The following is a 12,476-nucleotide window of genomic DNA, read 5'->3' as shown; positions in this document are numbered from 1 at the left end:
AAAAGTAAGACCTGAAGAACGTGGGAACCTGAATATTTAAGGTTCCCAGGAAGTCGTGACCGGGTGATTATTCATCGCTTACAATAAACGAAAGGAGGAAATGTGATATGGGAGAAGTAATGCCAGTAGATAACTGTTCAGGTACATTGTGCTCAGGATCATGCGCAGCAGGATGTGCAGCAGGATGTCTGGTTGGTGGAGGTAGTACAATTGCCTTCGGAACGCTAGGTGGAACAGCAGGCGGAGCATTAACCGCAAATGCAAATGGTGCTTAATAAGAAAGACTGATTTTGAGTAAAACGAAAGGAGGAAATGCGATATGGGAGAAGTAATGCCAGTAGATAACTGTTCAGGTACATTGTGTTCAGGAACATGCGCAGCAGGATGTGCAGCAGGATGTCTGGTTGGTGGAGGTAGTACAATTGCCTTCGGAACGCTGGGTGGAACAGCAGGCGGAGCATTAACCGCAAATGCAAATGGTGCTTAATAAGAAAGACTGATTTTGAGTAAAACGAAAGGAGAAAATGCGATATGGGAGAAGTAATGCCAGTAGATAACTGTTCAGGCACATTGTGTTCAGGATCATGCGCAGCAGGATGTGCAGCAGGATGTCTGGTTGGTGGAGGTAGTACAATTGCCTTCGGAACGCTGGGTGGAACAGCAGGTGGAGCATTAACTGCGAATGCAAATGGTGCTTGATTATTTTATAAGTAAATTGTTTTAGGGTGTTGCAGAATGCAACACCCTTTTTGTATGTTGAATACGGTTTTGATACATGAAAATCTAGCACATAAGGGGTAGATCGAGGTATAATCCTGCTGAGTATTTCATACAGTTTTAGTATCTATATTATAAGATTCTATGATTTTATTGAGTATTAAGAGGAGATATTCTTTCTTTTCTTCTGGGCATTTATTAATGCTTTGTAAAAAAATACGATCATTAATAGAAGGACCTGTGCCGAACAGAATATATTCGGTTGAAAGGTTTAGAGATTCTGAAAATAAAAAAAGTTTTTCAATTGAAAATCCCCGAAGACCAAATTCAATATCACTGAGAAACTTTGAAGTAATACCCATTATTTCGGAAAGCTGTTCTCTACTCATGTTGAGTTCCTCGCGATGTTTTCTAATCCGTTCACCAATTGCTCTTTTATCAGGTTTTTGCATACAGTATCACCTCCTATGTTTCATATCATTATATTTTATGCTTCCGTGTTCAGAAATAATCTTTAAGCGTTGAATAATAGAACTTAAAGTTGTATATTGATATAAAATGGAAAAGGAGAAGATGTGATGGAATATCAATGTATTGAATGGAGTCAACTTTTAGAGAAAAAAATAAAAGAAAAATGTCCATTATGTATTATAGAGTGGTTTTATGATAAAAATAATTTACAAGGACAGAAAAAGTCTATAGCAAGAGTTGAAATATACTTAATTCAAGTAATTCATGACTTATATTTTTATGGTAAAGTGTTTCATTTTTATATACGAATTCATAAATATAAAGATTGGTATGTTGTACGAATATTTACAAAAAAGAGTTTGTCGCAAAAATTAATAAATAAAATAAATAAGAAATTGAGAAAAAATAAAATCACTATGGTTAATGTTGTATATCATAATCAATATACAGTAATAAAAATGATTTGCTGAGTATTCTGGTGTCCGTGTCTTTACTATTCATGCAGAGAAAACGGAAATTCCTTTTTTGGGAAAACCAATTATCGTGAGATTCTCAGGCTATCAAGCCTAAATTTCAGTCAACAGAATATTGTTGAGCGCTGCGGTGTTTCTAAGAAAACGATTAATTGTGTGCTATAGTGTACTAAAAAATTATCTATATCATAACTATTGGATGCAAATAGTACCGATGCTGTGCTTGTCGAGAAATATCCGGAGCCCTTGTTAGAAGCAGTATGTAAAAGATATTATTCTATATAACATCACTGAGTTATAAAGTTATTAAAAACATTCGTGTAACTAGTTTGCTAACCTAAAATTAAAAGAAGTTCCATTAAAAGATAGGTTTGGTATGCTGGTATATATCGAATTTATTACTGGTACAAACACAGATTGTAGTAAAACGTATATGATCTATGCTTTTGACGTAGAAGCCTATAAACATTATTGCAACACCAAATATGTCTGTCGTTCAGAACTGCTTATTGATCTGGAAATAGCAAGGACAGCAGGTAGCTATATTAAAATCTTGGAAAAATATGTCAATCTATTGATACTGATATCGGATGAATGATTCCTACGGAAGCTTACTGAATTAAGAATAAAAGGATCTCTTGGCTCTGTTCCATTGGAAATGTAAGAAATCTATCAGGATTTTCTACTCTCAGTGTGAGTTCGAAGAATCTAGAAACAACTTGGCGGTGATGTTAGCCTCTGGCAGATACAAACACACCTATCATATCAGCATCACAAGTATAAATGACTTCTAAAGGTTATATAAGAACCTAATCGTAGTTTAACCTGATAATTCGTAGTTTGTCCATTGCTATTGCATTTAAGATAAAAGAAAAATATAATCTTATATGTAATAATATAATAGACACGAAACGGAGGAAGGATCAATGAATGTAAAAAGAGGTATCGCTGAATTTATTGCAAAGATGTCATATAAGGAGGCTGAAAGAAGTGCAAATACAACTTGTGTATTTTTTCATGGGCAGCCTAAAATGCCTCAATGCGTACATAAATTGAGAAAAGAAAAAAATAAAAGATGGTTGAGAGAGTTGTAAAAATACTCATTAAAAACAATATTATACATCAGCAAGATTCAGAATTATACCAATATGGATTGACGTTGTTAATAAAAAAAATATTTCATATAGTTACAATCTTATTATTGGGAACGATTTGCAAAAAATTCATATGTACAGCAGTGTTCTTGGTGGCATATGCCGGTATACGAAAGTATGCCGGCGGATATCATGCAAAAAGTTCGAAAGGATGCTATGCTTGTACAGGGATTGTTACTTCGTTTTCCATACTTCTTTTTTATATTCTTGAATATGTAGAATTATTCGTGATATATATTATTTTAGGTATTTGTGCAGGGGCTATTAGTACTTTTTCTCCACAAGAAACTTCAAATAGACCGTTAAGTCGAGAGGAATTGACAATATATAAGAAAAAAACAATAAAAACTTTAATTATAGAAGGGATAATTTGTCTGTTATCCCTATTTTTTAAGGAAATTATAAATGGAATTATATGTGCTTGGGTTATAGAAACAATTATGTTACTGATTGGGAAAGGAAGACAAAAAACATAAGTGATTTTCTAGATATTATTTATTAAAAATAGTGAAAAATCCTCTTTTTTTAGGTATGATATAAAATTATAAATATACTTGCGTTGGATAACGGAGGTGATACAAATGATAAAAGTAGCTATTTGTGATGATGATAAACAGATATGCAGCAAACTGATTGCTATAGTGAAAGAATATTTTGCCGATATCGGAAGACCTGTGTGGGTGGCTGAATTTACAAGTGGTTTAAAATTATTAAAGGCAAATATTCGTTTTGATGTCATATTTTTAGATATAGATATGCCAGGGCTTAATGGAATAGAAACTGCAAAGAAGTTAAGAAACTGGGATGTAAATAGTAAAATTGTTTATGTAATAAATTACAGTAAATATGCAAGTTGTGCTTATAAAGTACATGCATTTGATTATGTTGAAAAACCAGTGCGAGAAAATAGAATCTTTAACGTTCTAAAAGAAGTTATACATTACTTAGATAATTCAATAGAAAAACAGAAATTTGCATTTACAACAGAAAAAGGAGTTTTGACATTAGAATTAGATGATATATATTATTTTGAGTATATGTCAAGGCGAGTTTTGATTAATACATCACAGGGTGAGTACATAGCTACGTACAGTTTGAAAGAATTGTATGAAAAATTTAATAAATATAATTTTGAATCGCCACATAAGAGCTTTATCATAAACATGCTACACATTAAACGCATCAAAGGGTTTGATATACTTATGGAAAACGGAGGTACTATCCCATTGGCACAGAAACGTGCAGTAGGATTTAAAGCAAAGTTTAATGATTTCTTGCAATCAACATTTGATAAAATTTAAATGGGAGGTGTTTGACGTGCTTCGGCTTATAGGGGTTATGTGTTCCTGTATAGTAACTGGATATGTCTTTTTTGATGTTATGGAATCTTTATATGAAAGAAAATTTAGTTATAATAAACTAACATTTACAGGAATATATGTCATATATGTGATTTTGAGTGTCGGAATAGCATGGTTTGGAATTCCGATATTAAATGTTTTGTTTTCAACACTTTTGTTATACGGATTAAGCAAAAGTTTGTATATAGCACATGATAAAAGTATATTAATTAATTCTGGAATAATAATTATCTATTTGGCAATTGCGGATATAGTGGTAACAGTTATTTTCTCCACAGTGTTACAAAGTAGTACATATAATACTATAACCAATCCTAAATATTTTTTGGTATCAGGTATAGGAAATGCAGTTATTATTTTATGCACATATAAGTTAGTAATACAAATTTTGCAACACTGTCAAATAAATACTATTTCAAGAATTTTACATTTCTATATGATTTTTCTTATGGTTTTTGAATTTAGTATTTTAGGTTATTTCGTCAAACACGAAATAGGGAAAAAAAATAATATAGAATTATTAATTGTAAGTTTTGGGGTGGTAATTCTTGATGCGGGAATTCTTTATTTGTATAAGATGTTATCCAAAAAGGCTACAATGGAAAAAAGAGCAGAATTAGTTGAACAACAATTAGAGATGACGCAGAGGTATTATGAAGGTCTACAAGATAATTATGAACAAATGCAGCAGATACTACATGATACCAAAAAACATATACAAGTTTTGAGTGAACTGACTGGAAACGATAAAACAGATTACGAAAAGGAATTGATTAGTAATATTACAGAAATTCAACCACAATTTTATTGTAGCGATAAAATAGTTTGTGCAATCATATGGAACAAAATGCAGATATGTGAACAGAGAAGAATTGAATTTGAAGTAAATATGCAAGATATTACTTTTGATTTTATGGATAAAACAGATATTACAGCTTTATTTGCTAATTTGTTAGATAATGCTGTAGAAGCGTGCGAAGAAAGCAGTATTCAATGTAAAAAAATCATTTTACGTATCCATAGATTTAAAGAATATATTGTTATAAAGGTGTGTAATACAATAGGTACAAAACCTAAAATTAAAGAAGGGAAGTTGGTTTCAACTAAAAATGGGCATCTCGGTATGGGCATGATGATTTTAGAAAACCTAGCAAATAAATATTGTGGCAATATGGACTATGAATATTCAGATACATATTTTGAAACAAATTTAATTTTATCAGTATACAATGGAATGTGTGAGCGATAGTGTATTAGAATACTCACAATAGGAAATTTGGAACAATGGGTAGGGCACATTATGCTTTGCCCATTGTTTGTATCTAAATAACAAAAAATGTATTATTTGGGATAACGTATAAAGTATCAAGAAAATTGTTAATAGCATAAAATAGTATGATCCAATTTAGTAGACGCTAATGGAGGTGAAAATGAATGCAAACCGTTTTTCCAGAATATAAATCTGAAATTGTATTAGGAAATGGTAAATTTCAACTTGATTCCATGTCATATACTGTTATTTATGAAGAAAAAGAAATCAGTTTAGCTCCCAGGGAATTTGAAGTTCTGTATCTTTTAGCACAAAGACCAAATTGGGTTATTCCAAAGAAGAATATCTATTGTTCGGTCTGGGGGAGTAATTATTATGATGATCAGATTCCGTACAAAACAGTGGAACACGTAGTATGGAAGATACGAAAAAAGATGGGGCATGATATTATAGAAACATTGATCAATGTAGGGTATAGACTAAAAAAGATGTAAAGGCAGGATAGTGTGAGTAAAAGTTTTTATATTCTGATTGAATTTTTGGAAGATACGCCATATAATATTGGCAACTACTAAGAAGGCGCGCACATACGTCATTTGACTAAATATCATGTTGTAACCAGAAATTAATATAAACCCTTACAGAACTTTTGTGGATAATCCAAAGAAAAGGAGGCTGCCTATGAACGTATATGAAGAAATAGATCAGGAAACAATGATGCTGCTTTTAAATTCTTTGTGTAAACGGACAGTGGAAGGAAAACAGATATGGGAAAATATGGAGTATAATCCTATTTCCTTTTTACAAAAAGATATTTATGAAAAAGAAGGTACCTGTATATCACAAATGTTTGAAGCAACGACAGTATTCAATGGTATTGAATATGAATTAGAGCTTTCAGAGTCAATCGAACTTCCGTCTGGCAAGGGAGATATTTTTGGAACCATTTCTTATGAAACAGAAGACGGAGAAGAGAATACGTATGATTTCTCTTTATTTTTTGATGTAGAGAAATATGATGATGCGAATGCGGAAGAATTGCAGGGTATTTTTGGAAACTCAATCATTGTACAGTTTACAGATGCAATGGTGGGAGTATTTGAAAATTCAGATGCGGTAGCGGAGGGATTTGCTTATGCAAGATACTTTCATCAAACAGGAATTGATCCGGAATGGGAAACCAATCCTCTTGTGAAATTGGGTGAGAAACTGATGCAAGAGCACACAATGTTGGATTTTCATAAAATAGTATTGGATACAGATTATAGAAAAAGTTTATGGAAACGACCATGAACCTTCTATAACAGGATACAAATTTTGGGGAAACCATTGATATTTCTTAGGATATCACATATAATATAGTTAAGCCAAAAGGTTTCGTGTAGCGGCACGTAAAAGCTGTACTGCGTCTAGGCAGGGTAAATATTGGGACTATTTTATACTCGAAAGAGTATTACGCCCACACCAGGGAGATACGGTGAGTCCGCACCGGGGACTGAATGATACCGGCGACATTTCAGACATTCGGAAGGGTGTCGCGGCTGACAGCCAGCATAAAACCGCTTTTTAGAACAAAGAGAATGATAAGAGAAGAGGAGGTGCTTTTATATGGCTACATCAAGTATTCTTACCAATGTTGTAATTGAAGATCCGAAAAAAGCAGAAGCATTTGTAGATGCACTTGAAAAGTCCAGTCAAGATCCAGTATGGAAACCTTCTGCACCGTCTATTCCAATATTAGATAGTGTAGAAGAATTACGCAGATTCCTGGGTAGGAAAAGGAACTAAGAGAGATGTATTATGCAGTTGTAAATATTTTAGATTATATAGAACTTATAGGAGAGGAGTCAGTGGTTGATGTCCTCTCCGGTTTTTCGTGTCCGAAGAATAAAGAAATAGAAAATTTTGTCCGGAATAATGCGGTAGAGTTCGCAAAACGGAAGATGTCCATTACTTATCTTTTGTTAGATGAGTATAGCAGGGTTTTGGCAATTTTTGCAATCACACATAAAGCAGTGCAAATCTGGGGAAAAAATCTTTCTTCTACGTTGCAAAAAAAGATACAGCGGTATGCACAAAAAAATGAGAAGACAGATGAATATGCTCTTTCTGCTTTTCTGATCGGTCAGTTTGGAAAAAATTATCAGCATAAAGACGCACCTGTTCCAGATGGCGGAAAGATGATGGAAGCGGTATTGACCATTCTTAAACATGTACAGCGTGAAATTGGCGGTGGCGTTGTGTACTTAGAGTGTGAGGAAAAGCCGGAGCTATTGAATTTCTATCAGAACGAGAAAAACAGATTCCGGAAATTCGGAGAACGTTTATCAGAAAAAGAAAATGTGAATTATATTCAGATGCTACGAATTTTATAAAAAAGAATAAGGATACATAAGGTGCAGGTGATTTCAAAATCTTGGGATCACCTGTTTTTGTATCAAGCACTAATATTCTCTAAAAGATGAAAACTCATATCAAATTATTTCTGACAGAACCAGAGTTTCACATGGTTTTCACTTCAATAGCACATCAATTTCAAAAGAAAATGTTATCTTTTAATCGTAAGCGATGAATAATCACCCGGTCACGACTTCCTGGGAACCTTAAATATTCAGGTTCCCACGTTCTTCAGGTCTTACTTTTTCGATATCTATGATCCCGGTACATCTTTCTTTTATAAAGTCACTCCATGGCAGCAGCTGTTTTATGCCTGCGGGCTCATTTTTATAGTCCGGCATATACAGCAGCAAGGTGTAGAGATAATGATAGATGTTCAGGTTATTGGCTTTCGCTGTTTCTATGAGACTCAATACAATGGCACTTGCCGTTGCTCCATCAGCAGTATCATGAAACAGAAAGTTTTTACGCCCCGTCACATAGGTTTTTGCCCGACGTTCCGCTGCATTATTAGAGATCTCGCATCTTCCATCCAGTAGATAATTCATAAGGGTCTCTTTATGATTAAAGGCATAGTTTACCGCTTTTTCAAGCTTACTCCCGCCAGCAGGCTCCAGGGTTTCCAACCATGTCCAGAATTCATTCCAGATGGCAGGTTCTGTTTCCTGGCGTTTCTGTTTTCGTTCTTCCTGTGGAAGTTCTTTGTAGAGACGTTCCATATAGAAAAGACGGTTACAGAATGCAACTCCTTTTTCGGCAGGGAGCAGGGAACTGTCTTCTGCAGTTCCCTGCGGAGGTTCTGCAAGTTCCTGTTCAGAATTAATGTCCAGAAGTTTCAGCTTTTTCTGACGTGCTTTTGGGACTGCTTCAAAGAACTTACGCCTGCAGTGGGCAAGACAGCAGACCAGGACAACATCTTCGATCCTGCCGTATGCACTATACCCATCACACTGGAGCATCCCAGTGAAACCATGGAGAAATTCTATCGGATAATCCCCGCTCCGTCCGGGTCTGTAATCATACAGGATGATCGGTGGTTTTCCATCAGTCCCGCTCAGGTAGATCCACATATAGGATTTTGAAGTGGCAGTTTTTCCCTCTTCATGAAGCACCTGACAGGGTACCTCGTCTGCATGGAGGATCTCTCTTGCCAGCAGTTCCTGATGCATTACTTCATAGACTGGAGAGAGATATTCCAATGAACAGTAATTGTACCAGTGCGCTGCAGTTTCTCTTGGGACAGGCACCCCTTTTTCCATCCAGTCTTTTGACTGACGGTAAAAGGGAAGGTGCAGAAAGCTTTTCTGGTACATGACCATTGCCACCATATCCGGCGATGCGGGACTATGGGCAAGAAGCGGTGTCGGTGTTTTTGCCTCTACGATCATTGTTTCATCCTCCTGCCGACATACAGGACACATAAGGGTTTCCTGCATGTAATGGACCCTTACCACTTTTGCCGGAGTGATACGCAGTTCTTCCCGGACAAACTTATACCCCAGGTGTTCCATCGGGGAACCACAGTCCGGACAGATCCTTTCTTCCGGGGGAACATCGCAGGAGATCTCTTTTATGGGAAGGGCCTCATACAGATCTGCACGAACAGACTTTTTTCTTCTGGTCCGTGTATGTTCTTTTACAACGGTCACCGTTTCTTCCTCCTGGATTCCTTCCTCCTGATCAGGACGCCTGGTCTTTTCGCTGGATGTTCCAAAGATCTTCCTTTTCAGTTCATCTATCGTCTCGTTCAGGTTCGCAATAGTGCTGCGGAGCTCTTTTATGGTAGCTCTGAGATCCACAATGGTCTGTTCCTGTTCTTTATTCGTGTTTAATAAAAGCTGGATCATATCTTCTGTATCATGAGGCATGGCATTTCCGTCCTTTGTTTTCTTATCCCTATTATAAAAGAAGTACGGGGATATGGCAAACAGACGGGACAGATGGTACTGTCAATCTGACGGTACCTCAGTTGTGGATATCTTTCCTAAAAAAATGAAAGATATGCCTGTATGCTCATTCTTTTAGGAAAGATATCCACCTGCTGTTTTAAAACAGATGTTTTTTTGAGTCTCATCCACATCGCATTCGAAAGGAAAAAAGAAAGCAGTGGATAAGTGTCTGGCGGCTGCCTGCTGTCACGGATATAGAAAATTTAAAATTCTCTGTTTTGCACAAAGGATCAGAAATCTTTTTTTCTGCCTGTGCCTTTGATTGCTTTGGGCTGATCGATGGAAAGACCTTCCATAAGCCACCGGAATTCCTGACGCGTCAAAAGACGGGCTTCCGAAGCATTCCGCGGCCACTGGAACCTGCCGTTTCCGTCAAGCCTTTTCTGGAGCAGCACAAAACCATCCTTATCAAAATGGAGTGCCTTAAGTTTACGGCTATCCCTTCCACAGAAAAGATAAACTGCATTTGCATACGGATCGAGTTCATAAGTATCGCGTATGATAGCCATAAGCCCGTCGAAACTTTTTCGCATATCTGTACGTCCGGTGATAACGAAGATCTTAGACACACCGGACAGATCACCTAACATAAATCCTGCAGCGCTGATAACGTATGAAATATGGTCTCACGGTCTGCTGCGTTGGTGATCTCAATCTGGAAACTGTGATAAGTGATCTTTATAACAGAGTCTGGAATGGTATCCGTTTTGAGCTGCACTGAGGATGGGCAGACTGCCGGTTCCTCAAAAGAAAGCGGTACAACTTCCTGTTTTCCTGAAAAAGAAGAATGGACTGGTTCCGGTATCTCACAGGCTTTTTGTCGAAGTCTTCGTATCTGGTAATAAAAGTTGCTTGTATGGATATGATGTTCCTGACACCAGCATTTATCAGAAAGACCACTGGACCGGCATTCCTGGATCAGATCCAACCATTCTTTATCTGTACGTCTTGGATTTTTTTTAGGCATAAAAATTCAACTCCTGTTTTTTATTTGGAGTGAGATTAGCACAGGTACCAGAAGAACTGAAGTGAAATGGTCCTAAGTGCAAAAAACTGGAAAAGTTATAGAGATACCACTCCTTAGAGGGATTATCTCATAAATTTTGGATACTGAAAAACCGGTGGATTATTCATCGCTTACCGTTTATTTATTATAAAGCTATAAAATAGCATTATAATCGTTTAATAGTCGAGGCTCAAATACTCTTTGTTCCAACCAACGAATTCCACATTTGAGATATCACTAGCTTTTTCTTCAATATTTGCCGGACAAAACATATTATGTACATTTGAACTTTCGTGAGACGCTAATTCAAACACACTACAGTCAGAACAAAAATATCTCATAGAACAATTCTTGCAATACACAACTTTATCTTTTGAATAAGTCCAATAAGAATAAAGGTCATCTTTACTTAGAATTTCATGCAGTGTATTGTCGGTTATATTTCCTAATGCTTTATGTATTCCCGGACACGGATTCACATTTCCAAATAAATCAATAGAAAAAACACCGTATAAGCATGGATTATAACTTTTTCTCAAATAAAATTCTCGCGGATTTCTATACTGAGATAACATCTTTTGATTCATTCCAATATGTGTCAATTTTTCTCTTTTTTCCATGTCCACAATATCAGCTATCATAGGAGTTATACCCAATTCTGTTTTAATATCCCTAATAATAGCCTCTGCATAATTCCGATTTTTGTCATATATCTGTAAAGTAACGGAATACGGTATATTATTCTTGTGTAGTACGCTGAATAGTTTTTCTTGTTTTCGTATAAACTCCTGCATTTCTTCACTCAAAAACTCAGAAAATCTACGTGTGGCAAAAACAACAATGTTTAATTTTATTTTTTCATATAAACTGGAAACTTTTAATATTTCATTTGCTTCAACACTTCCAGGCGTAGTAATTATCAAATTTATTCTACTGTTTTTTTTGCACTGTTCTATAAGTTTGTAAATAACTTCTGATTTGCAAAATGGCTCTCTTCCACCTAAAATCAATTCTTTTACACCAATCTCTTCAAGTTCACTTACTAATTTGTCGTATTTAATACTAGCCTCTTGATGATTTTGATTTCTAAAACAGCTCTGGCATCCCAGCCAATTTATATATTTTGATTTTCCACAAAAAGAGCATTTCAAATTACACTCATTGCTAATCTCTAAATAACATTTTACATATTGTGGAACTGGTTCAAGCATACCTTTTTTCTGAATTGGTGCATTAAAGCGAAACTTTTCTATATGAACTTCATTTTCAAAAAAATCTCCAAGTCCTTTTTGAGCCAACATCCCAAGAAAGTCCATACACACATTCTTGTGCTTTTCATATTCTTTTAAGGTATCCAGGTCCACATTATTTTCTAACCTTTTAATAAGCATTCCTGCTTCGCGATTAAGCATATAGATAAAGTTATTTTTCATATCATAAATACTATAATCTTTTTCTCCTGCAACCAAAAATGCAAATGCATTTAATCTGAAAAACATATATTATCCTCCCTATATAGTCAAGTCTTTTTCCTTGAAAATCAAGGATTTTTTAATCTTTCATCAATTAATATCTCAGAAGAAGGAGCCATAGGAATGGACATTTCTCTGTATCTGGTACGAAAATAGAGGATTTTGGGTACACGAAGTAAAACGTCTTGGTCTTTCGTTCTACATGG

18 protein-coding genes are annotated in these 12,476 nt (G+C 35.5%); 13 read left to right on the top strand and 5 right to left on the bottom strand.

Annotation, left to right across the window (positions count from 1 at the left end; all coding sequences use genetic code 11):
- Nucleotides 1–107 precede the first annotated feature (107 nt).
- Genes OCV62_RS12865 through OCV62_RS12855 form a run of 3 tightly spaced genes read left to right on the top strand, consistent with a single transcriptional unit; the run spans nt 108 to nt 699 of the window.
- Nucleotides 108–275 (top strand): hypothetical protein, encoded by a 168-nt coding sequence (locus tag OCV62_RS12865; RefSeq protein ID WP_155512666.1) that lies wholly within the window; start codon nt 108–110, stop codon nt 273–275.
- Between the two features lie 44 nt (nt 276–319).
- Nucleotides 320–487 carry a hypothetical protein gene (locus OCV62_RS12860; protein WP_155512667.1) on the top strand — a complete coding sequence of 56 codons (168 nt, stop codon included), beginning with the start codon at nt 320–322 and terminating at the stop codon, nt 485–487.
- A 44-nt stretch (nt 488–531) separates the two neighbouring features.
- Complete coding sequence (locus tag OCV62_RS12855; RefSeq protein WP_155512666.1) at nt 532–699, top strand: hypothetical protein; 168 nt, start codon at nt 532–534, stop codon at nt 697–699.
- Between the two features lie 128 nt (nt 700–827).
- Here the strand turns inward: OCV62_RS12855 and OCV62_RS12850 are convergent, their stop codons facing one another.
- On the bottom strand, nt 828–1,169 hold the full coding sequence (locus OCV62_RS12850) for a helix-turn-helix domain-containing protein (protein WP_055056085.1): 342 nt from the start codon (nt 1,167–1,169) through the stop codon (nt 828–830).
- A gap of 126 nt (nt 1,170–1,295) precedes the next feature.
- On the opposite strand from OCV62_RS12850, the gene OCV62_RS12845 reads away from it, so the two are divergent.
- The 10 genes from OCV62_RS12845 to OCV62_RS12805 all read left to right on the top strand — a co-directional run bounded on the left by OCV62_RS12845 (nt 1,296) and on the right by OCV62_RS12805 (nt 7,821).
- Nucleotides 1,296–1,658: a hypothetical protein gene (locus tag OCV62_RS12845; protein ID WP_055056084.1), complete on the top strand. Its 363-nt coding sequence runs from the start codon at nt 1,296–1,298 to the stop codon at nt 1,656–1,658.
- Nucleotides 1,659–2,037: 379 nt separating this feature from the next.
- Nucleotides 2,038–2,259, top strand: coding sequence for an ATP-binding protein (locus tag OCV62_RS18710; protein WP_055056083.1), 222 nt, complete (start codon nt 2,038–2,040; stop codon nt 2,257–2,259).
- Between the two features lie 328 nt (nt 2,260–2,587).
- Nucleotides 2,588–2,755 carry a cyclic lactone autoinducer peptide gene (locus OCV62_RS12840; RefSeq protein ID WP_081019427.1) on the top strand — a complete coding sequence of 56 codons (168 nt, stop codon included), beginning with the start codon at nt 2,588–2,590 and terminating at the stop codon, nt 2,753–2,755.
- On the top strand, nt 2,737–3,291 hold the full coding sequence (locus OCV62_RS12835) for an accessory gene regulator ArgB-like protein (protein WP_055056082.1): 555 nt from the start codon (nt 2,737–2,739) through the stop codon (nt 3,289–3,291). The genes OCV62_RS12840 and OCV62_RS12835 overlap by 19 nt, the downstream gene beginning before the upstream one ends.
- Before the next feature lie 105 nt (nt 3,292–3,396).
- Complete coding sequence (locus tag OCV62_RS12830; RefSeq protein ID WP_262587096.1) at nt 3,397–4,116, top strand: LytR/AlgR family response regulator transcription factor; 720 nt, start codon at nt 3,397–3,399, stop codon at nt 4,114–4,116.
- 16 nt (nt 4,117–4,132) lie between these two features.
- Nucleotides 4,133–5,425 (top strand): sensor histidine kinase, encoded by a 1,293-nt coding sequence (locus OCV62_RS12825; RefSeq protein WP_055056080.1) that lies wholly within the window; start codon nt 4,133–4,135, stop codon nt 5,423–5,425.
- A 185-nt stretch (nt 5,426–5,610) separates the two neighbouring features.
- Nucleotides 5,611–5,940 (top strand): winged helix-turn-helix domain-containing protein, encoded by a 330-nt coding sequence (locus OCV62_RS12820; RefSeq protein ID WP_055056079.1) that lies wholly within the window; start codon nt 5,611–5,613, stop codon nt 5,938–5,940.
- A gap of 187 nt (nt 5,941–6,127) precedes the next feature.
- Nucleotides 6,128–6,739 (top strand): hypothetical protein, encoded by a 612-nt coding sequence (locus tag OCV62_RS12815; protein ID WP_055056078.1) that lies wholly within the window; start codon nt 6,128–6,130, stop codon nt 6,737–6,739.
- Between the two features lie 315 nt (nt 6,740–7,054).
- The gene (locus OCV62_RS12810) at nt 7,055–7,234 is read left to right on the top strand and encodes a hypothetical protein (RefSeq protein WP_055056077.1); all 180 of its coding nucleotides are present in this window, start codon (nt 7,055–7,057) and stop codon (nt 7,232–7,234) included.
- Between the two features lie 5 nt (nt 7,235–7,239).
- The gene (locus OCV62_RS12805; RefSeq protein ID WP_055056076.1) at nt 7,240–7,821 is read left to right on the top strand and encodes a hypothetical protein; all 582 of its coding nucleotides are present in this window, start codon (nt 7,240–7,242) and stop codon (nt 7,819–7,821) included.
- Between the two features lie 228 nt (nt 7,822–8,049).
- Here OCV62_RS12805 and tnpC read toward each other — a convergent pair whose 3' ends face one another.
- The 4 genes from tnpC to OCV62_RS12785 all read right to left on the bottom strand — a co-directional run bounded on the left by tnpC (nt 8,050) and on the right by OCV62_RS12785 (nt 12,297).
- The gene (gene tnpC, locus OCV62_RS12800; protein ID WP_055056075.1) at nt 8,050–9,711 is read right to left on the bottom strand and encodes an IS66 family transposase; all 1,662 of its coding nucleotides are present in this window, start codon (nt 9,709–9,711) and stop codon (nt 8,050–8,052) included.
- Between the two features lie 311 nt (nt 9,712–10,022).
- Nucleotides 10,023–10,382 carry an IS66 family insertion sequence element accessory protein TnpB gene (tnpB, locus tag OCV62_RS12795; RefSeq protein ID WP_081019426.1) on the bottom strand — a complete coding sequence of 120 codons (360 nt, stop codon included), beginning with the start codon at nt 10,380–10,382 and terminating at the stop codon, nt 10,023–10,025.
- Nucleotides 10,376–10,759: an IS66 family insertion sequence element accessory protein TnpA gene (tnpA, locus tag OCV62_RS18705; protein ID WP_055056074.1), complete on the bottom strand. Its 384-nt coding sequence runs from the start codon at nt 10,757–10,759 to the stop codon at nt 10,376–10,378. Before tnpA ends, tnpB begins: the two co-directional genes overlap by 7 nt.
- Nucleotides 10,760–10,974: 215 nt before the next feature.
- Entirely contained in the window at nt 10,975–12,297 is a 1,323-nt protein-coding gene (locus OCV62_RS12785; protein ID WP_055056086.1) for a radical SAM protein, read from the bottom strand.
- Between the last annotated feature and the right edge of the window lie 179 nt (nt 12,298–12,476).

This window comes from Gallintestinimicrobium propionicum (genome assembly GCF_025567525.1).
Lineage (GTDB): Bacteria > Bacillota > Clostridia > Lachnospirales > Lachnospiraceae > Gallintestinimicrobium > Gallintestinimicrobium propionicum.
The sequence above is the reverse complement of the archived record's forward strand: the minus strand, read 5'-3'. Positions and strand labels throughout refer to the sequence as shown.